The following is an 18,806-nucleotide window of genomic DNA, read 5'->3' as shown; positions in this document are numbered from 1 at the left end:
TTACGAGTTATGTGGTTTTGAGCTGATGCGGTTGGCGACAAACCGCACGGCGGCATCGACGGCGGCCTTGCGTTCACAGTCGCAGAAAATCTGGTGGTCGGTTTTTTCGAACCAGACAATGGATGTGGCCTCTGGCGGCGTCGCGACGGCGCGCGTCAGAATTTCGGCGCTCTCGGGCAGCACGATGCTTTCGTGGCGGGCGTGCAGAATCAGCGCAGGCACGCGGACGCGGACGGTGATCCGCATCGTCTCCTCCAGCAGCTCGAACATCGAGAGAATCGTTTTGGTCGGCGCCCAATCATACTGCTCCGGAATGATGGCGCTGCCGGGATCGGCGAATTTGGCCTCCATGCCCCAGCGGTCAACGACATGGCTGATGAGCGGCGCGAGGAAGTGGAGCGGGCGTCCGGGGCCAAGCGGCGAGGTGAGCCTGATCGGCGGCGTGGCGAGAATGACCGAATCGACCAGCTCCGGACGGCGAGCGGCAAGTTGCAGCGCGAGCAAGGCGCCCATGCTGTGGCCGATGACCACCGCCTTGCCGTCGATGCCGGTCAGCGTTTCGAGCGCTCGCTCGGCATCTTCGAGCCAGTCCGGCCAGGTCACGCCGCGCAGCTCGTCCGGCGATGAAGCGCCATGACCGCGCAAGAGTGGCGTGGCAATCCGGAGGTCGAAGCGGCCAAGCGGGCCGAAAAGCTCCCGTACGCTCTCAAGGTTCGCCGTAAATCCGTGAAGGATCACGATGCCGGTCAAGCGCCTTTCTGGCGGCTCATGTGAAACCCGATTCATCATTCGGCAAAAGTGCTGTTCACTGCATAACTATCTGCGGTAAAAGCGTTTGCAGACATACGGCAGAAAATTTTGATTCAGGAAATATACAAGAGGGTCAGGAATATTCAGTCGAAATAGCTATTTTTTTATTCAAAGGATAGCGCTACCATGTCGATATGCAGCTCCCCGATTACCGGAGATACGCCATGATCAAGTACAAGAGAATACCCGTCCTGCTGTTGCTTCTGCTCCTGTCGCTTCAGGCCTGTTCGACGTACAAGGGCACAACGACCACGTCACGCGGCCAACAGCGAATATCGCCGGAAGAGGCGTACCGGCTGGGCAAACTCAAGAATAATCCCTACCTCATCGACGGTCGGCTCTATGTGCCCATGAGCTTCGACCAGGTCTATGCCTACGAGGAGACCGGCCTGGCCTCGTGGTACGGCCAGGAGACGCTCGACCAGCATAACGGACAGCCCACGGCCTACGGCGAAACGTTCGACCCAAATCTGCCCAGCGCCGCCCACAAATACCTCCCGCTGCCGATGATCGTGAGGGTCACCAACCTCGAAAACAACACCTCGATCGTCGTGCGGGTCAACGACCGCGGCCCCTTCGTCGATGGCCGCGTGATCGACCTGAGCATGGAAGCCGCCAAACGGCTCGGCTTCTACGGCAAAGGCACCGCCAAGGTCAAGATCGAATCGGTGTACCGGTAGGGAGAATGATGAATTATGAGCGATGAGTGATGAGTGATGAATTGAAAATTCCTGAACGGTCGTTCCGGTTTGCTGTTCGGATTGTGCGGTTTTGCCGTTTTCTTGAACGACACGGCAATGTTTCTCGCACACTGGCTGGCCAGTTATTGCGATCAGCGACATCGATCGGAGCCAATGTCGAGGAGGCTCAAGCCGGGCAAAGCAAATCGGATTTCATTGCGAAAATGTCCATTGTCCGACAAAGAGGCGCGCGAAACCCACTACTGGCTTCGTGTGCTTGTCGCATCAGATGTCGTTGAACAACCACAACTCGATAATTTGCTCAAAGAGTCAGATGAGCTGGTTCGCATCCTGACCAGCATCGTAAAGTCAGCGCAATGCGGAAAAGCCCACCGCGAACAGTAGTCTCTCACTCCCCATCCGCTTCTTTAATTCAGCATTCATCACTCATAACTCATCATTTTCCTCACTTCCCGCAGCATTTTTTGTACTTCTGGCCGCTGCCGCAGGGGCAGAGATCGTTTCTGCCGGGGTCTTCAGCTTTGGGCGGTTTCGCGCTTTCCGCCGCCTGGTTCCGCGCCGGCATCCAGAAGCTTTTGATTTCAAGCACGGCTTCCGGGATCAGCTTCCAGAGTTCGTACTCCTTCTCCTCATCCAGCCCAAGCTTGTCGCGCAACAGGCCGGAGGCAGCGGAGATGGCAAAAATAGTCTTGGAGCCTTTTTCGTCTCTCAGCAGCGGCTGCCAGGAGGCGGGCCTCACGTTCACTCCCTCGATGAAGCCGAGGCACCACGATCTGGCCGCGTGGCGCTGCGCCTCGTCGTTGTCGAAGGTGGTCAGGTTGGGCAGCGGCGCGTAGTCGGCGGGACTCTCCTCGAACTGATGCGCGAGCGCGTTCATCATCCGCACGGTCAGCCCCACGATCCGCTCCTCCTGCTTGCCGGACTGAAAAACCGGCGCTTCGGCGGAGCCAGCCGAACCCCAGACGTACGACAGCCATTCGTCACGCCCGATCGTATCCGGCCCGATGACGAGCGCGGTCAGGAAGCCGTCGAGCGCGTCGAGATTCATCGGATGCTTCAGTTCCGATTCGTGCAGCAGGAAATCCTCCAGCTCTTCATATTCCTGCGCGGTCAGTTCTGCGGTGGAGTTATACTGAAAGGTGTCACTCATGATTCGTCTGGTGATGTGTTATCGATTTATGCAGCGGGGCCGCTCGTCATGAACGCTTCGTGGAAGCTCGCCATGCCTTGCGCAACGCGCCCGTCAAACGAGAGCGTGAAAAAGACCTCCGGCGGTACGCCCTCGTGCGCCAGCCCCTGCGGGTTCTCGAAGCCGAATTGCCGGTAATATTCCGGATGGCCGACCAGGCAGCAGCCTTTCGCGCCGAGCGCTTGCAGCCGGGCGAGGCCCTCGCGGATCAGTGCCTTGCCGATGCCCTGCCGCTGAAGCTCCGGCATCACCGAGACCGGCCCGAGGCCGAACCAGTCAGTCGTGCCGTCCTGCATCGTCACCGGCGAAAAGGCGATGTGGCCGACGACCTGCCCGTCGAGTTCCGCCACGAGCGAGATGGTCAGAGCGCCAGCCTCGCGCAGCGCCCCGATGACGAACTGTTCGGTGTGCTGGCTGATTTCGAGCGTCGCGAAAGCCGCGACGGTCACCTCGCTGATCGCCGTAGCATCGGCAGGCGTTTCTGGTCTGATGACGATTTTCTGGTTCATCGTGGCTGGCGGTTGTTGAAGCGTTCAGGAAACGCGTGTTCAGGCGAGTTTGCCTGGGAATTTGTCGGCCAATATACCAATATCCCCCGTTTGTCGTGCACACCCGCAGGAGCGCCGTCCGGCAGGCGCGGGGCGTGACCGGAAAACGTGACCGGTCAAGTTCGCGGTGAACTTTGCGCTCTTTGCTTTTCCTTTTTACAGTGATACTTTACTTATGCTTGGCCTTGCACAGGTTCATTGCCCATTTTTGTATATGGCGCGACGCCTGAAGGCCGGGCCGGAAAAATTTCACCCCTGTTCTCTGTCCGTTTCGCATCCGAGAGATAATCATCACCATAACTCCCAAGGAGACTCATCATGAAGATCAAAGCCTTGCTGATTTTTCTGCTTTTCTGCACCATCGCCCTCGTCCAGGATGGACTGGCCGCCGGAAAACCCCGGATCGGCGTCCTGAGGTTCACCAACCACTCCGGTGCGGCATGGTGGAACGGCGGCGTCGGTACCGACCTGCAAGACATGCTCATCTCGGAACTTGCATCAACCAACAGCTTCCGCGTGCTCGAAAGGCGGGAACTCGACGCGGTGCTCGACGAACAGGATCTCGGCAGGTCTGGCCGGATCAATCCGAGAACACGCGCCAGACTGGGCAAAATCACCGGCGCCCAGTACCTTGTCGCCGCGACGGTTTCCGCATTTGAACAAAACACGAGCGGTGGCGGCGGCGGACTCTCTTTCCGCGGGATCAGTCTTGGCGGAAGGCAGGACAAGGCCTACATGGCGGTCGATCTGAAGGTGATCGATGTGGAGACCGGCGAAATCTACGACGCACGGACGGTCGAGGCGACCTCGAAGTCGAGCGGCGTCAGCGTCGGCGTTTACCGCGACGGCTTTGGCGGCCACCTCAGCGAGTACAAGAACACCCCTGTCGGCAAAGCGATCCGCGCCTGCATCATCGAAATCACCGATTATCTGCAATGTTCGCTCGTGGAGGGCAAGGACAGCGGCTGCATGGATCAGTACAACCGCAAAGAGCAGAACCGCCGCGAAAAGACCAGAGGCTCCATCGATCTCGATTGACCAGCCGGAACGGCTCGCCTGATTTCAGAAGCGCCTGCGCATTGTTCGCCCGATGCGCAGGCGCTTCTGTTTTTTAACTGGCAGAGCCCGGCAGGGGAGAAAAAAATCGGCAGGATCACGGATGGTTAAGAAAGCGCTTTCAGTGTGGTCGCGCCCGCCCTCAGCTCTGCTTTCCCGCGTCTGCCAAAAGTTTGCAAAGCCTTCACGCTTTGATCACGTCTCTTCTCGCCTTTCGGCTTTATCTTCGAATTTATTCTTACCGGACTACCCATGCAATGGCTCTACTGCGATTTTCATATCCACACGACCTGGAGTGACGGGGCGTGTTCGATTGACGAGGTTGTCGATCTCTACGGCGAGGCCGGATTCGATGTGATCGCCATAACCGATCATGTGCTTGACCGCGAAAGCATCGAGCGATACGGGAAGCCCGTTTCGGAGCTCTCCGTCATGGACAGGGCGGCGTTCGGTGCGTATCAGAAGTCGCTGTGGCGTGCGGCGAGAAGCGCTTGGGAGAAGTATGGAATGCTGTTGATTCCTGGCGTCGAGCTGACCAACAACACCGACCGCTATCACATCCTGGCTCTCGACCTCAAGGAATTCATTTCACCTGATCTGTCCGTCGAAGAGATCATTGCATCCATCAGAAGACAAGAGGGGATTTCGGTTGCCTGTCACCCCTATTTCAGGAACCATTCCGGGGAAGACCCGTCGTTCTACCTCTGGGAAAACCATGAACGCCTCGCCTCGCTGTTCGACGCATGGGAGGTGGCCAACCGGGACGACCTGTTCAATGTTGTCGGCCTGAAAAAATTCAACTACATCGCCAACTCCGACTTTCACGAACCGAGGCACCTGCTGTCGTGGAAAACGCTGCTGCGATGCGAAAAGAATGTCGAATCGGTCAAGGAGACCATCAGAAAAAATGACCAGGTTTCGTTATTTTTGTACCGTGGGGGGAAAATCCGGCCGTGACTTGCGGCCCGAAAAAAAGGTTGAATCATGGTCGTTATTCTCCGGCGCTTTGTTGCCCTGTACGATTGGTTTGAGCAGCTCTGGGAAGACCGGCGCCGGGAGCGCGTTGCAGCCAATCTGCTGATTCTGGCGTTCCTCTCTTCGCTCATCCTGATCGAGCTTGCCCGTCTGGGGTGGCTTCCGGCAGGCGTCGCCTCTCTTCTGCCGAAAACCCATTACTACGCTATCAGCACAGCGCTTTCCATGCTGCTCGGCCTCGAAGTGTTCGGGCTGGTCTTCAGCATCGCCAAATCGGTTTCGGTGTCGGTCGGCAAGCAGTTTGAAATTCTCTCGCTCATCCTGCTTCGCCACTCCTTCAGCGAGCTTGTCCATTTCAGCGAGCCGCTGGGCTGGGCGGAGGCGTCGCAGCCGGTGCTGCTCATGCTTGCCTATGCGGGCGGCGGCCTGTCGATCTTCCTCTTGCTCGGCGTCTATTACAAGCTCCAGCACCATCGCGCCATCACCCGTGACAAGGAGGCCGCGGCGGATTTCATCGCCGTCAAGAAGATCATCTCGCTTTTGCTTCTGCTGATCTTTTTCGTGATCGGCGCTATCGACGGTTTGAAGTATCTGAATGGCAATGCCACGAACGAATTCTTTTCACTCTTCTTCACGATTCTCATCTTCAGCGACGTGCTGATCGTACTGATCTCGTTGCGCTACAGTTCGAGCTATCCCGTTGTTTTCCGGAACTCCGGGTTCGCCGTCGCCACCTTGCTCATTCGGCTCGCCCTGACCGCGCCGCCCTATTTCAGCGTACTGCTCGGCATCGGCGCGATTGCGTTCGCCATCGGCATCACCTTCGCCTACAACCGCTTCGAAAACGCTGAGATGCAGCGCTCGGCGCATATCTGAGCGCGGTCAGCTTTGTGCTCCATCGGGATTGGATGGAGCGCTGACAGCGCTCATCTCCAGAACATCGCAGACCGCCGAGGTGAGCGCAGCAAGTTCGCCTTCGCCGATAATGAATGGCGGCATGAGATAGACCAGCCGTCCGAAGGGCCGAACCCAGACGCCCCGCTCGACGAACGCTTGCTGGATTTTCGCCATATCGACCGGCTTGTCGAGTTCGACCACGCCGATGGCTCCGAGCGTCCGCACGTCGCGTACGCCGGTCATCGCGTTGCAGGGCGCGAGGCCTTTGGCGAGTTGCTGCTCGATGCGCCGGACGCTCGATTGCCAGTCGCTGGAAAGCAGCAGCGTGAGGCTCGCCACGGCGACCGCGCAGGCGAGCGGGTTGGCCATGAAGGTGGGGCCGTGCATGAACACGCCGGGATTTCCGGCGGAGATCGTGTCGGCCACATGGCCGGAGGCGACCGTGGCGGCGAGGGTCATGTAGCCGCCGGTGAGCGCCTTGCCGAGGCAGACGATGTCGGGCGTGACGCCTGCGTATTCCATCGCGAACATCCGGCCCGTGCGCCCGAAGCCGGTCGCGATCTCGTCGAAGATGAGCAACACGTCGTGTTCCGTGCACAGCTCCCGGAGGCGTTGCAGATAAACCGGGTTGTAGAAACGCATCCCGCCCGCCCCCTGCACGATTGGCTCGATGATGATCGCCGCGACGACGCTGGCGTGAGTTTCGAGCAGCTCCCGCATCTCTGCGATGGCCACCTCGCGCCACGGCTCGCGGAAGCCGCACGACGGCGCTTCGGCGAAGAGCTGCTCCGGCACTGCGCCGCTGAAGAGGCTGTGCATTCCCGTGACCGGATCGCAGACCGACATGGCCATGCAGGTGTCGCCGTGATAGCCGGAGCGCACCGTCAGCAAGCGTTTCTTTGCCGGACGACCGGCGGCCTGCCAGTATTGCAGCGCCATCTTGATGGCCACCTCGACGGAGACCGAGCCAGAGTCGCAGAAGAAAACGCGGTCGAGCGGATCGGGCAGAAGGCCGACGAGCAGGCGACCAAGCTCGATGGCCGGTTCGTGCGTCAGCCCGCCGAACATCACGTGGCTCATGCGAGCGAGCTGCTCCGTCACGGCGCGGTTCAGCGCCGGATGGTTGTAGCCGTGGATCGCCGCCCACCACGACGACATGCCGTCGATCAGTTGCCGCCCGTCCTCCAGCTCGATCAAGACGCCGCTGGCGCTTTTGACGGGATACACCGGCAAGGGATCGGCCATCGAGGTGTAGGGATGCCAGAGATGCTGGCGGTCGAAATCGAGATTCATCGTCATCGGCGTGGCGGATCGATGAGGCGTTGCAAATCCTCCGCCTCCACCGCGAGGCCGCTGGCATCGAGATCGATCACCGGCGCGGCGTCGTAGCCGAGGCGCTTCAGGGCGGCGGCGATCACCGTGCGCGTGTCGGCGGCGATGGTTTCGTCCGCCTCGAAGAACCGGTTGTAGATGAGGCCACGGACAGGAATATGCCGCGCCGCGCACACTTCGAGCGAGAGCAGCGTGTGGTTGATGCTGCCGAGGCGCGGGGAGCTGACCAGCACGAGGCCGTAGCCCGCGTCGCGCACGTAGTCGGCGAAGAGCAGCTCCGGCGTGAGCGGCACGAGCAAACCGCCAACCCCTTCGAGCAGCACGAGGTCGTAGCGCAACTGCAATTTGAAGGTGCTGCGCCGGATCGCCATGAAGTCGATCTCGCGCCCCTCCAGCGCGGCGGCAAGATGCGGCGAAGCCGGAAAGCGGAAGAGGTACGGGCAGGTCGCGCCGTCCAGATCGACCTCCTGCAACGGGATGCCCATCAGTTCGCGGTGCGTGGCAATGTCCTCCGAGACGCCCTCGCAGCCGGTCTGCGCGATCTTCTGGGTGATCGTGCGCACTCCCGCCCCGGCGAAGCGCCGGGCGAGCAGGCCGGTGGCGACGGTTTTGCCGATGCCGGTATCGATGCCCGACACCACGAGCACCTGTCCTTTCATGACTCTTTCCTCCTGAAACAGCAATAAACGGGATGCCAGGTGAGCGCGACGCCGCTGCCCGCCGGGTAGGCAGCGCGATAGCGGCGCAGAAAATCGAGGTAGTGCGAGCGCGTCCAGGCGCGGCTGGAAACGCCGTTCACGCCGGTTGCGCGGATGTGGCGGAGCACCGCTTCGGGCGTCTCGAACTCCTGCCGGACGATCTCCTCTTCGATGGCGACCACCTCGAAGGCCGTTCCGCCAAGCGCGGCGACTTCGCCGATGCTCCGGTAGGGGAGCGCCGCCTCGCCGAGCGTGGCGATCTCGCGCATGTTCTGTGCGCCGAAGGTGCTGAACGCCACGAGGCCGCCCGGCCTCATCGACGCCGAGAGCCGCTCGAAAAATAGCGCCGGTTCGTGCAGCCACTGCAAGGTGGCGTTCGAGACAGCAAGATCGAGATTGGCGGGCAGCGGATCGAGCCGCTCGACGTCGCCTGGCAGGAACTCCAGCCGCCCTATCTCGCGGCCTGACACGGCAGCCTCGACGAACACGCGGCTTTCGGCGACGAGATCGTTGGCGTAAAAAGCCTCCGCCGAGTGGCGCTCGAAGAGCATCGAGGTGAGCATGGCCGAGCCGCAGCCGAACTCGAAGACGCGCCCAAGAGACGGCGCGGCTCCGGCGCTTTCGATCATTGCGACCAGCCGCGCGGCCATGCGCCGCTGCACCTCGGCGTGACCGGCGTAGGTCGGCAGCGCTCGCCGGAAGCGGCGGCGCACGAGCTGCTTGTCGATACCGGCGCTCATGCGAGCAGCTCCCGCCATCCGGCGAGGTGGGTGAAGGGAAAATGGGGCATCGCGGCGATTTCGACGGCGGGCACTCCCGCCTCGCGCCACGAGCGGCGCTGGTTTTCGGGCGTGAAAATCAGGTCGCGCCCGCCGATCAGCGCTTTCGAGAATTTCCATGACGCGGCGCTTGCCGCCGGACAACTGGCGACCGCCTCGCCAATCGAGCGAAGTTCCGCCTGCTGCTCGTCGGCGGAGCGGACAGCGCGGACGGCCTCGGCGATCTCCGCCGGAATGCCGCCCGTCATCCGGCGCTCGAAGCGCTTGCGGTTCTCGTCGTTCCAGCTTTCGAGCGTTCCACGGAAGATTTCGGGCGGAATGCCGCGCTCCGCATTGACCGGCGTCGGCGTGCCGTTGAGCGCCACGGCGCGGTCGATCCTTGCGAGTCCCGCATTCGAGGCCGCCCAGACGCCAAGCGACCAGGCGACGAGATAGAGCGAATCCGAGTCGGCTATCGCCTCGCCGAGCCAGCCGGGTAGCGAGAGGTCGCAGTAGTCGTAGAGCACGGCGATGTCGCGATCCGGCAAATCGGGCCACGTCGAAGCAAGCCAGTCGGCCACGCGGCGATCCATGCCCCAGCCGTTGAAAAAGAGCAGCAGGCTTCGGTTGCCCCGCCGGACGATCCACTCCGCTTTCACGATGCGCCCCTTTTCATGGTTTCGGCAAGCGCGGCGATGTCCTCGACGGTCAGATCGGCCCGGAGTGAAAAGCGGAGTCTGGCGCTGTTTTCGGGCACGGTCGGCGGACGCACTGGCAGCGCGTGGAAGCCCGCCTCGCGCAAGGATTCGGCCATCGCGACCGCCCGGCGATCTTCGCCCAGCACCACCGGCACGATGTGGCTCTCTCCGGGCGCGTCGAACCCCGCCTCGCGGAGGCGCTCGCGCAAGGTCGCCGCGAGACGGAGCAGATGGTCGCGCTCCCGCTCCATTTCGAGCTGCTTCGTGAAGGTGGCGAGGCTCCAGGCGAGCGCCATCGGGGGCAGGGCGGTGGTGAAGATCAGCGTGCGCATCGTGTTGACGAGGTACTCGCGGAAGAGGCCGCGCATGACGGCGTACGCGCCCGTCGAGGCGAGCGATTTGCCGAAGGTGCCGACGATGATGTCGATCTCCGGGATCACCTCCGCCGCTTCGCAGAGGCCGAGGCCGCGCTTGCCGAAGACGCCCGCCCCGTGCGCTTCATCGACGATCAGCACTGCGCCGTAACGTCGCTTGAGATCGACCAGACGCCGCAGGTCGGCAAGGTCGCCATCCATGCTGAAGACCGACTCGGTGACGATGAAAATCTGGCGGTAGCGATTTCCGGCGGCAGCAAGCTGCTCTTCGAGGTGGTCGCAGTCGGCATGGCGGAAGCGGAGGAATTCGGCGTCGGCGATGCGCAGGCCGTCGATGATACTCGCGTGGTTGAGCTTGTCGCTGAGGATCAGGTCGTGGCGGGTGGCGAGCGCGGGCAGGATGCCGGTGTTGGCGTGGTAGCCGCTGTTGAAAACGAGCGCCGACTCGCTGCCGTACGCGGCGGCAAGCGCGGCTTCGAGTTCGTCGCAGACCGGGTGATGGCCCGTCAGGAGGCGCGACGACGAGCTGGTCATGGCGTAGCGCCCGTCGTCAAATCGATCATCCTGAATCCCTGCGATGAACGAGCCGAACAGCTCGCGGTCTGCGCCGAGGCCGAGGTAGTCGTTCGAGGAGAGGTTCAGCAGTTGCCGTTCGCCAACCGTGATGAACCGCCCGCTCCGCTCGCCGGTTGCGGGGATGGAGCGAAATCGCTGCTTCGCTTTCAGCCTCTCCAGCTCCGCCGCGATATGCGACTCGATTGGCAGTTCGACCCGGCTCGATGCCGCAGTGGTGACGCCGCTCATGAGAACATCGAGAGTTGCCGGGCGAGCTGGCGGTCGGCGGCGATGTCGCGGCCACGGGTGGTCAGATAGCCGCCGGTGAGGAAGCCGTCCGCGCCGGCCAGCATCAGCAGGCCCTGAAAATCCTTCATCACGGTTTCGCGCCCGGCGGCGAACTTGATGATCTTTTCGGGATGCGCGAGGCGGCAGATGGCGAAGGTTTTGGCGATCTCCGTCACGGGCAGCGGCGTGGCCTTTTCGAGCGGTGTGCCGTCGATCGGTACGAGCACGTTGATCGGAATGACCGAGACGTCGAGGTCGCGCAGCGCGAAAATCATCGCGACGCGCTCCTGCATCGTTTCGCCCACGCCGATGATGCCGCCGCAACAGACGCCGATGCCGCTGGCGCGGAGCCGCCGGATCGTCTCGATGCGCTCGTCAACCCCGTGCGTCGTGGCGATCAGCTCGCCGTAGCGGCGCGGATCGACCTGGATGTTGATGTTGTAGTGCGCGACGCCGTGGCGGGCCAGTTCGGCGGCGGGCGCGTCGCCAAGTACGCCGAGCGAGGCACAGACGTACAGGCCGGGCAGTTCGCGGTGCAACAGGTCGATCATGCCAAGAATTCGCTCGAACTCTGGCGTGATTTTCAGGTAGCCGTAGCCGCTCGTGACGATGCCGAAGTGGCCGATTCCCTGCTCCCACGCGCTCCGCGCCTGTTCGAGCACCCGCGTTTCATCGACCAGCTCATAAACCTCGACCTCGGCGCTGTTGTGCTTCGACTGGGCGCAGAAGCGGCAGTTCTCGCCGCACACCCCCGACTTGGCGTTCATGATCGAACAGGCGTGAATCGCGCCGTGGTTGGCGGCGTGGCGGACCTTGACCTTGCTGGCGAGCGACACCAGATCGAGCACCTCGGAGTCCGGCAGGTTGGCCAGCGCCGTGGCGAGTTCGAGCGAGAGCGGCTCGCCGGTATCGAGCACCTGGTAAGCCGCTTCAATGTCGGGATGCAGTCGTGAGATCATGCGGGTCTTGTTTCATGGTTGACGGGTAAAAGATGCGCCTCGCCAGAGCTGACGGGCAGAATCGCGCCATCAGCGGTACGCAAAAGGAGGTGGCCCTGCGGCGAAAGTCCCACCTCGGTGCCGGTCAGCACGCGGTTGAACTGCTCGATCTTCAGCTCGTGCCCCTTGAGCCAGGCGTACGCTTCGAGGCAGGGCAGGATGAACGAAAGATCGTCCCGACCGAGCCATTCGAAGTAGAGCCGCTCGAATCGGTTGAGCACGGCGGCGAGCAAGCGGGCGCGGGAGACGCGAGCGCCGGTCTCGATGGCGATTGAGGTGGCGATGCTTTGCAGCTCCTCCGGCACCGGATCGAGGTTGACGTTCAGGCCGAAACCAACCACGACGAAGTGGGTGCAGTCCGGCTCGGACTCCATTTCGCACAGGATACCGCAGAGCTTGCGCCCGGCGACGATGATGTCGTTCGGCCACTTGATGAAGGCGCTGAGGCCGACGCACTCCTCCGAAATAGCGCCGTGGATCGCCGCCGCCGCCACGAGCGGAATCTCCGGCACACGCACGGAGGGCACGGGCGGACGCAAAACAATCGAGCAGTAGAGATTCACCCCGGCGGGCGAAACCCACGCGCGGCGCATCCGGCCTCGCCCACCCGTCTGGCTGTCGGCCACCACCACCGCGCCCTCCGGCGCGCCATCGCGGGCCAACGCTCGCGCCCGGAGGTTGGTCGAGTCGGTGCTCGCAAGGTAGATGAAGTTTCGTCCGAACGACGCCGTGTCGAGCAGCGGCACGACCTCCTCCTGCACCGGATCGCCGGTGAGCCGTTCGAGCCGGTAGCCTCTGCCACTCACCGCCTCGATGGCGTATCCCGACTTGCGCAGGGCGGCGACGTGCTTCCACACCGCGCTCCGGCTGATGCGCAATTCGCCGCAGAGCTGGCCGCCGGAGACGAAGCCGCCGTCAGCGGCAAGGCGCTGGAGAATGGTCGCCGCCAGCGGATTCATGCCGCCCTTCCCGCGCCAGGAAGCGCCGCCAGCGGCAAAAGATGGTTGTGACGAAGGTCATGCATGGCGGGAAACTGTCTCGATCTGAAGGATGAAATGACAACCGGCTGGAGCCGATTTGTGAACCGGAATGTAGCTGGAGGTTGACAACTATGCAACAACAAAATCCGGCAAACGGATCAGGTGGGTCAGAATACCGACGGACTTACCGGCACGACTATCCTGACATGCCTTGAAGTCCTCTGTTATAATCCGTCATTGCGATCCCGACTTGTCGGGAGAAGCAATCCATATGTGCATACTGCGAAATGGATTGCCACGTCGCTTCGCTCCTCGCAATGACGACAGCAACCATGGTTGTCGGAGTGTCAATAGGCGGCGCGCACCGCAGCCGTCGTCCGGCTCTCATAGCTGGAGCGATACTGTTGCAGCCCCTGGAAAATAGAGTAGGCTATGCCCGTCTGCTCCTTGCGGTCGCGCAGGATCAGCTCTTCGGTGGGGTTGGAGAGATAGCCGGCCTCGACCAGAACGCTTGGCATAGAAGGCGTCCAGAGCACCATGAAGCCCGCCTGCCGAACGCCGAGTCCGTTGTTGCTGCCATTCCGGCTCAGGCGGCGGAGCACATCCTGCGCCAGCTCGGTCGATTGCATGGCGAAGGCGCTTTGCGCCATGCTGCTCATGATGAGATACTCGTCCGAAAAGCCTTTGTAGTTTTCCGAGGAGTTCTCCTCTCCGGTGATGACCGAGTTTTCGAGCATGGCCACCTGAAGCGCGGCCTGCGTTTTATGAGGGCCGAGAATATAGACCTCCGGGCCGCGCACCTTGCTGTTGCTGGCCGCGGCGTTGCAATGGATGCTGACAAACATTTTGCCGCCGTAACGGTTGGCGACCTGGCCTCGCTCTTTCAGGGGAATGAACCGGTCTTCCTTGCGGGTGTAGATTACCTTGACGTCCGGCCACTGCTGCCTGATAAACATGCCGAGGTCTCTGGCGATGTTCAGCACAACGTCTTTTTCGCGAGTGCCCCGTGTGCCGATCGCGCCGGGGTCTTTGCCGCCATGACCGGCATCGATCACCACCGCGTCGAGCTTCCACTTGTCCACGTCGCGGCTCAGCCCCTCCTGGATGCGGCGCTCCTTTTCCGACAGGTGGATCGCCTCGACATCGACATCGTTCATGATCGAAATGACGTAGTCATTTTTCGACGCATCATATCTGAACGACGACGACTTGATAACGTAGGCCGGGGTGTTGAGCGCGATGGTGAACTGTATCGCCCCGCTGTCGAGAAGCGCTGGGGCGATCGAGCGGACGACGCCCTCCTGATAGGTTTTCGCGAGAAGATCAGGGTTTCCGGCTGCATTTTCAATGGTCAGATAAAGGGTGCCGCTGCCGTCTGGTCTGAGAAAGGAGGCCTGACGCATTCCCCCGGTCGCTGAAAACCGGATGACGATGCCGTTTGCGCGGGTTTCGACCTCGATATTCTCGATCGAAGTCTTTCCGTTGACCGGCGGTTTGGAGTCGTTGTCGTCTGCCGACGGCTCTTCCTGCCATAAGTCACTTCGTCCGAGCCGCCCGACCGATTGCAGCGATGTGTTTGGCCATCGGCTGCCGAGCGCGGCGTCGATCCTGCCCTCCGATGCGTCATAGGTCACCTTCCGGCCAAGCCAGAGGGTGAACATCCGGCACGCCGGATCGATCGGCATATAGACCCTGTTCTGCGATACCGCTGGCGGTGCGCCGAGTTGCAGCACCCGTTTCGGGCTGTCGCCGGAGGCGGAGCCGATCAGCGCGAAATCGCTGTCCGCATCGAGGATGCAGCTCGTCACCGTGGAGCCGAACGCTTCGTCGATCTGCATCCGCTTGCCATCGAACACGCTGCCGAGGCGCAGGGCGCGGGCGAAGGAGCCAAGGTCCGCCAGAAAGCCTTGAGCGGACTGTATGCCCTGCACCTTGATCATATACCCCTGTTCGGGGCCGTTGGTGACTCGCAGGAAAACATCATTTTTTCCGGGAGTTTCAGCCAGAGCGCCGGAGGCGAACAGCAGGAGGAACATCAGGAGGCCCAGAGGCCGGAAAAACTGTCTGGATAAAGCGTCTTTCATGATTCGCATTGAAGTCGTCACTATACATTGGGTCGGCTTTGAACAGCGGTATTGCAGGCATGACCGGTTTCTGCCGGAAATGAGTCGTGCTCGCCGCCACTTTCGATTGGGGTAATAATAAGCAATTAATAGTTCAGCGTCCAGCGCTGGCGAAATCCTGTTTCCATAAATCCGGTGATCTTCACTTGCCAAAGCCCAAATCGGGTAAAGTTTGTTTTTTGGCAGGCAACCCCTATCTTTTCGGTCATCCTTTTACACGGGCAACTCTTTTTTCCTTGTGGATGCATGCTGCCCGCAATCCCAACGCAACCGGGATCAACCTCAATGGCTTCAAAAAGCGCAACCCCTTCGGCCAAAAACAGGACGCTCATCGTTGTCGAGTCGCCCTCAAAGGCGAAAACTATCAACAAATATCTGGGCGACGGCTACACGGTCTATGCTTCGGTCGGGCATATCAAGGATTTGCCCAAAAAAGAGATCGGCATCGATTTCGACAACCACTACGAGCCGCGCTATGAGGTGATCGCGGGCAAGGAGAAGGTGGTGCGCCAGCTCAAAAAGCTGGCCGGGGAGGCCGACAAGGTGCTGATCGCCACCGACCCTGACCGCGAGGGCGAGGCGATCGCCTGGCACATCTCCAACGAAATCGACTTCGCCAAGAAGCCAGTGTTTCGCGTACTCTTCAACGAAATCACCAAGAACGCCATCATCGAGGCGATCGGCCATCCCAAGCAGATCGACCAGCGCCTCGTGCGCTCGCAGCAGACCCGGCAGGGGCTCGACAAGATCGTCGGCTACAAGATCAGCCCGTTCCTCTGGAACGTGGTCTATCGCGGCCTTTCGGCGGGCCGGGTGCAGTCCGTGGCGCTCCGGCTGATCTGCGAGCGCGAGACGGAGATCGAGGCCTTCACGGCGCAGGAGTACTGGACGATCTACGCTGACTTCACCACCGACGCTGGCGAGACCTTCCGCACCAAGCTGGTCAAGGTGAAGGGCGACAAGCCGGAGATCGGCTCCGGCGCAGAGGCTGAGGCGATTGCGTCGGCCATTCAGGGACGCCTCTTCGCCGTCGGCGAGATTGCGCCGAAGGTGATCCAGCGCAAGCAGCCGCTGCCCTTCACCACCTCGCTGTTGCAGCAGGCGGCCTCCAACCAGCTCGGCTTCGGCTCGCAGAAAACGATGCGCACCGCGCAGCAGCTCTACGAAGGCATCGAACTCGGCCCGGAGGGGGCGACCGGTCTCATCACCTACATGCGTACCGACTCGACCCGCATCAGCGCCGAGGCGGTCGCGCAGGCGCACGACTACATTTCGCAGCAGTTCGGCCCGGAGTACAAGGGCTTCGGCGGGCCGGGCAAGGCGGGCAAAAACGCCCAGGACGCGCACGAAGCGATCCGCCCGACCTCGGTGACGCGCACCCCCGAATCGCTTCGCCGCCACCTGACGCCCGACCAGTTCCGCCTCTACGAGCTGATCTGGAAGCGCTTCGTGGCCTCGATGATGGCTCCGGCCAAAATCGAGCAGACGCGCGTTGACGTCGAAGACCGCCAGAAGGAGTTCGTCTTCCGCGCCACCGGCAACAAGGTGCTCTTCCCCGGATTTTTCCGCGTGTACGACGACCAGCAGGAGCTGGACTACGAAGCGCAGAAATCGACCCGCGACGAGGTCGAAAAGGAGCAGATGGTCAAGCTGCCCGAAAAGCTCGCCGCCGATGACAAGCTCGCCATGTCGGCGCTCGACCGCAAGCAGAGCTTCACCCGTCCACCCGCCCGCTTCACCGAGGCGAGCCTCGTCAAGGAACTCGACAACTACGGCATTGGCCGCCCATCGACCTACGCCTCGATCTTCTCGACTCTTCAGGAGCGGCGCTACGTGGAGCTTCAGAAAAAGAAGATCACTCCGACCGAACTGGGCCGCGACGTCTCGACGATTCTCGTGGCGAACTTCCCCGACCTTTTCAACGTCCGCTTCACGGCGGAGATGGAGGACGAACTCGACAAGGTCGCCTCGGGCGACGACGAGTACGAAAAGGTGCTCGACGCCTTCTACCGCCCGCTCGAATCGGTCTTGAGCCACCGAAAAAGCGATCCGCTCATTCCGCAGAACCGCGACGCCGTCGTCTGCGAGAAGTGCGGCAAGGGGCACATGGTGGTGAAGTGGACGACCAGCGGCAAGTTCCTCGGCTGCTCGGACTATCCGAAGTGCAAGAACATCAAAGCGATCACCACCAACAAGGCCAAACCGAAGGAGACCGGCGTACGCTGCCCGGTGTGCGGCGAAGGGCGCATGCTCCTGCGCAACGGACGGCTCGGCCCGTTCCTGGCCTGCTCGAACTACCCGAAGTGCAACACGCTGCTCAACCTCAGCAAGCTGCGCCACATCGAGCCGATCAAGGTTCCGCCCATCACCACCGATCTCGCCTGCGCCAAATGCGGTGCGCCGATGTATTTGCGAACCGGCAAGCGCGGCCTGTGGCTCGGCTGCTCGAAGTTCCCGAAGTGCCGCGGACGGCTCTCGTGGAACACGCTCGATCCGGAGACGCAAGCCCGCTGGGAGCGGGTGATGAACGAGCACATGGCCGCCCATCCGGCCGTGGCGATCACGATGCTCGACGGCTCGCCCGCGCCGATGAACCTGCCCATCGAAGACATCATCGCCCGCGCCGAAGACGCCGGCCTCATCACCGCGCCGAGCGAAGAGGTAGAGAGCGCAGAAGCCTCGGCGTAAAGCCGTGGCTTTCTGGATCAATGCGAGATTTTTTTTTGCTGATCGCCAGCCTTGGCGCACCGAATAATCCTGTTATGTCGCATGGATTATTCCATACGCTGCGCCGTTGTGCTTTTTTTAAGGCTCTTCGCAGAATATCGTGGAAAGATGGGGGTGTAATCAGGATACCCGCTTTTTCCGCCCATGCAGCGCCTGACGAGCCATTACCACCAACTTCTGGGGCTTCCCTCAAACTGGAAAGTCGAAACCGTTACTCTGTCGATCACCGGCAAGCAGGTCGAGTGCCCGGTGTGCGGTCAGGCATGGAACATCTACGACCATGCCGCTGAGCAACGACGGCGGCGAGCCTGTTGGGTCTGAGCTGGTACGCCGTCAATCAGTCCAGCGTGGCCTGAGTCGCCGGAAGGCGGAAAACTGAACATGGCTCTCGGATCATGGCGTAACGGCTCACGGCCTTACCCACGATATTCTGGCGAAGAGCCACTTTTTCTGCACGCTTTCATTTTGATGCGAGCAGAGTCGAAAGTTCAAAAAAAATATTAGACTCACCACGACAGGGACGCAGAGAAACAGAACACAGCGAACAAGGCATGGCATCCAGCTATCGGGAAACCGTTATCGACGGGTACAATCTGATTCACAAGTTCAGCAAGCCCCGTGACAGTGCGCCGATGGCAAAGCTGCGCGAGCGGCTCGAAACGATGCTCGCCCGATATCGGCAGAAGTCGCGGCGACATGTCATTCTGGTTTATGATGGTGGCAGCGGGCCGAAGCCGCTGACCACCGCCGGAGCGATCGACATCACCTTCAGCGGCACGGTCAAATCCGCCGACCGGTGGATCATCGACCACGTCTGTTCGCTGGGCGCGCGCGCCTCCATGACGCTCGTGGTCAGTTCCGACCGGGAGATTCAGCGATATTCGACGGCGCATGGCGCCAAGTGCATCGATTCCGAGACCTTTATCGACGAACTGGCGGCAATGGGCATCGTCATCGATGAAAGCAAGCGGCGGAATGCGCGAAGTGCTGGCGGAATAAGCAAAAGCGCTCCGGGGCCGCTCTCCGACAAGGAGGTCGATTACTGGCTCCGCCTCTTCGACAGAAAACGGTGAGGGCGATAATCTGCGCCTGTTTCTTG

General features: G+C 61.4%; 21 protein-coding genes. 9 read left to right on the top strand and 12 right to left on the bottom strand.

Annotated features, from left to right (window positions below):
• On the bottom strand, positions 1-786 hold the full coding sequence (locus tag FGF66_RS04190; protein ID WP_342779636.1) for an alpha/beta hydrolase: 786 nt from the start codon (positions 784-786) through the stop codon (positions 1-3).
• A gap of 188 nt (positions 787-974) precedes the next feature.
• On the opposite strand from FGF66_RS04190, the gene FGF66_RS04185 reads away from it, so the two are divergent.
• The 3 genes from FGF66_RS04185 to FGF66_RS13095 are packed head-to-tail and all read left to right on the top strand — an operon-like array spanning position 975 to position 1,895.
• Entirely contained in the window at positions 975-1,490 is a 516-nt protein-coding gene (locus FGF66_RS04185; protein WP_139456471.1) for a septal ring lytic transglycosylase RlpA family protein, read from the top strand.
• A 29-nt stretch (positions 1,491-1,519) separates the two neighbouring features.
• Positions 1,520-1,789, top strand: a complete 270-nt coding sequence (locus FGF66_RS13100; RefSeq protein WP_211341974.1) for a four helix bundle protein — start codon at positions 1,520-1,522, stop codon at positions 1,787-1,789.
• Positions 1,764-1,895, top strand: a complete 132-nt coding sequence (locus FGF66_RS13095; protein ID WP_211341973.1) for a four helix bundle protein — start codon at positions 1,764-1,766, stop codon at positions 1,893-1,895. The genes FGF66_RS13100 and FGF66_RS13095 overlap by 26 nt, the downstream gene beginning before the upstream one ends.
• 61 nt (positions 1,896-1,956) lie before the next feature.
• On the opposite strand, the gene FGF66_RS04175 is transcribed toward FGF66_RS13095, so the two are convergent.
• On the bottom strand, positions 1,957-2,661 hold the full coding sequence (locus FGF66_RS04175; RefSeq protein ID WP_139456438.1) for a YecA/YgfB family protein: 705 nt from the start codon (positions 2,659-2,661) through the stop codon (positions 1,957-1,959).
• A gap of 26 nt (positions 2,662-2,687) precedes the next feature.
• The gene (locus tag FGF66_RS04170) at positions 2,688-3,209 is read right to left on the bottom strand and encodes a GNAT family N-acetyltransferase (RefSeq protein ID WP_139456437.1); all 522 of its coding nucleotides are present in this window, start codon (positions 3,207-3,209) and stop codon (positions 2,688-2,690) included.
• A gap of 357 nt (positions 3,210-3,566) precedes the next feature.
• Here FGF66_RS04170 and FGF66_RS04165 point away from each other — a divergent pair, with 357 nt between their 5' ends.
• The 3 genes from FGF66_RS04165 to FGF66_RS04155 all read left to right on the top strand — a co-directional run bounded on the left by FGF66_RS04165 (position 3,567) and on the right by FGF66_RS04155 (position 6,155).
• Entirely contained in the window at positions 3,567-4,286 is a 720-nt protein-coding gene (locus tag FGF66_RS04165) for a CsgG/HfaB family protein (RefSeq protein WP_139456436.1), read from the top strand.
• Between the two features lie 270 nt (positions 4,287-4,556).
• Complete coding sequence (locus tag FGF66_RS04160) at positions 4,557-5,261, top strand: PHP domain-containing protein (RefSeq protein ID WP_139456435.1); 705 nt, start codon at positions 4,557-4,559, stop codon at positions 5,259-5,261.
• 27 nt (positions 5,262-5,288) lie between these two features.
• Positions 5,289-6,155 carry a hypothetical protein gene (locus tag FGF66_RS04155; RefSeq protein ID WP_139456434.1) on the top strand — a complete coding sequence of 289 codons (867 nt, stop codon included), beginning with the start codon at positions 5,289-5,291 and terminating at the stop codon, positions 6,153-6,155.
• A gap of 6 nt (positions 6,156-6,161) precedes the next feature.
• Here the strand turns inward: FGF66_RS04155 and bioA are convergent, their stop codons facing one another.
• The 9 genes from bioA to FGF66_RS12590 form a co-directional block, all read right to left on the bottom strand.
• The gene (gene bioA, locus FGF66_RS04150) at positions 6,162-7,475 is read right to left on the bottom strand and encodes an adenosylmethionine--8-amino-7-oxononanoate transaminase (protein WP_139456433.1); all 1,314 of its coding nucleotides are present in this window, start codon (positions 7,473-7,475) and stop codon (positions 6,162-6,164) included.
• Positions 7,472-8,167, bottom strand: a complete 696-nt coding sequence (bioD, locus tag FGF66_RS04145; RefSeq protein WP_170181204.1) for a dethiobiotin synthase — start codon at positions 8,165-8,167, stop codon at positions 7,472-7,474. The genes bioA and bioD overlap by 4 nt, the downstream gene beginning before the upstream one ends.
• Positions 8,164-8,964, bottom strand: coding sequence for a malonyl-ACP O-methyltransferase BioC (gene bioC, locus FGF66_RS04140; protein ID WP_246046567.1), 801 nt, complete (start codon positions 8,962-8,964; stop codon positions 8,164-8,166). Before bioC ends, bioD begins: the two co-directional genes overlap by 4 nt.
• Positions 8,943-9,623, bottom strand: coding sequence for a pimeloyl-ACP methyl esterase BioG family protein (locus FGF66_RS04135; RefSeq protein ID WP_139456431.1), 681 nt, complete (start codon positions 9,621-9,623; stop codon positions 8,943-8,945). The genes bioC and FGF66_RS04135 overlap by 22 nt, the downstream gene beginning before the upstream one ends.
• Entirely contained in the window at positions 9,620-10,840 is a 1,221-nt protein-coding gene (locus tag FGF66_RS04130; RefSeq protein WP_139456430.1) for an aminotransferase class I/II-fold pyridoxal phosphate-dependent enzyme, read from the bottom strand. The genes FGF66_RS04135 and FGF66_RS04130 overlap by 4 nt, the downstream gene beginning before the upstream one ends.
• Positions 10,837-11,838, bottom strand: coding sequence for a biotin synthase BioB (bioB, locus tag FGF66_RS04125; RefSeq protein WP_139456429.1), 1,002 nt, complete (start codon positions 11,836-11,838; stop codon positions 10,837-10,839). Before bioB ends, FGF66_RS04130 begins: the two co-directional genes overlap by 4 nt.
• On the bottom strand, positions 11,835-12,836 hold the full coding sequence (locus FGF66_RS04120) for a biotin--[acetyl-CoA-carboxylase] ligase (protein ID WP_139456428.1): 1,002 nt from the start codon (positions 12,834-12,836) through the stop codon (positions 11,835-11,837). The genes bioB and FGF66_RS04120 overlap by 4 nt, the downstream gene beginning before the upstream one ends.
• A gap of 368 nt (positions 12,837-13,204) precedes the next feature.
• Positions 13,205-14,941 (bottom strand): N-acetylmuramoyl-L-alanine amidase family protein, encoded by a 1,737-nt coding sequence (locus FGF66_RS04115; RefSeq protein ID WP_246046564.1) that lies wholly within the window; start codon positions 14,939-14,941, stop codon positions 13,205-13,207.
• Between the two features lie 125 nt (positions 14,942-15,066).
• Positions 15,067-15,312 carry a hypothetical protein gene (locus FGF66_RS12590; RefSeq protein WP_170181203.1) on the bottom strand — a complete coding sequence of 82 codons (246 nt, stop codon included), beginning with the start codon at positions 15,310-15,312 and terminating at the stop codon, positions 15,067-15,069.
• Here FGF66_RS12590 and topA point away from each other — a divergent pair.
• The 3 genes from topA to FGF66_RS04100 all read left to right on the top strand — a co-directional run bounded on the left by topA (position 15,266) and on the right by FGF66_RS04100 (position 18,780).
• Positions 15,266-17,668 carry a type I DNA topoisomerase gene (topA, locus tag FGF66_RS04110; protein ID WP_139456427.1) on the top strand — a complete coding sequence of 801 codons (2,403 nt, stop codon included), beginning with the start codon at positions 15,266-15,268 and terminating at the stop codon, positions 17,666-17,668. The two genes, FGF66_RS12590 and topA, sit on opposite strands and share 47 nt — an antisense overlap.
• 183 nt (positions 17,669-17,851) lie before the next feature.
• Positions 17,852-18,028, top strand: a complete 177-nt coding sequence (locus FGF66_RS04105) for a hypothetical protein (RefSeq protein ID WP_246046562.1) — start codon at positions 17,852-17,854, stop codon at positions 18,026-18,028.
• Between the two features lie 230 nt (positions 18,029-18,258).
• Positions 18,259-18,780: an NYN domain-containing protein gene (locus tag FGF66_RS04100; protein WP_139456426.1), complete on the top strand. Its 522-nt coding sequence runs from the start codon at positions 18,259-18,261 to the stop codon at positions 18,778-18,780.
• The last annotated feature ends 26 nt before the right edge of the window (positions 18,781-18,806 follow it).

Origin of the sequence: Chlorobaculum thiosulfatiphilum (genome assembly GCF_006265165.1) — a bacterium.
In the GTDB taxonomy this organism is placed as follows: domain Bacteria; phylum Bacteroidota; class Chlorobiia; order Chlorobiales; family Chlorobiaceae; genus Chlorobaculum; species Chlorobaculum thiosulfatiphilum.
This window is presented reverse-complemented; position numbering and strand designations above follow the sequence as displayed.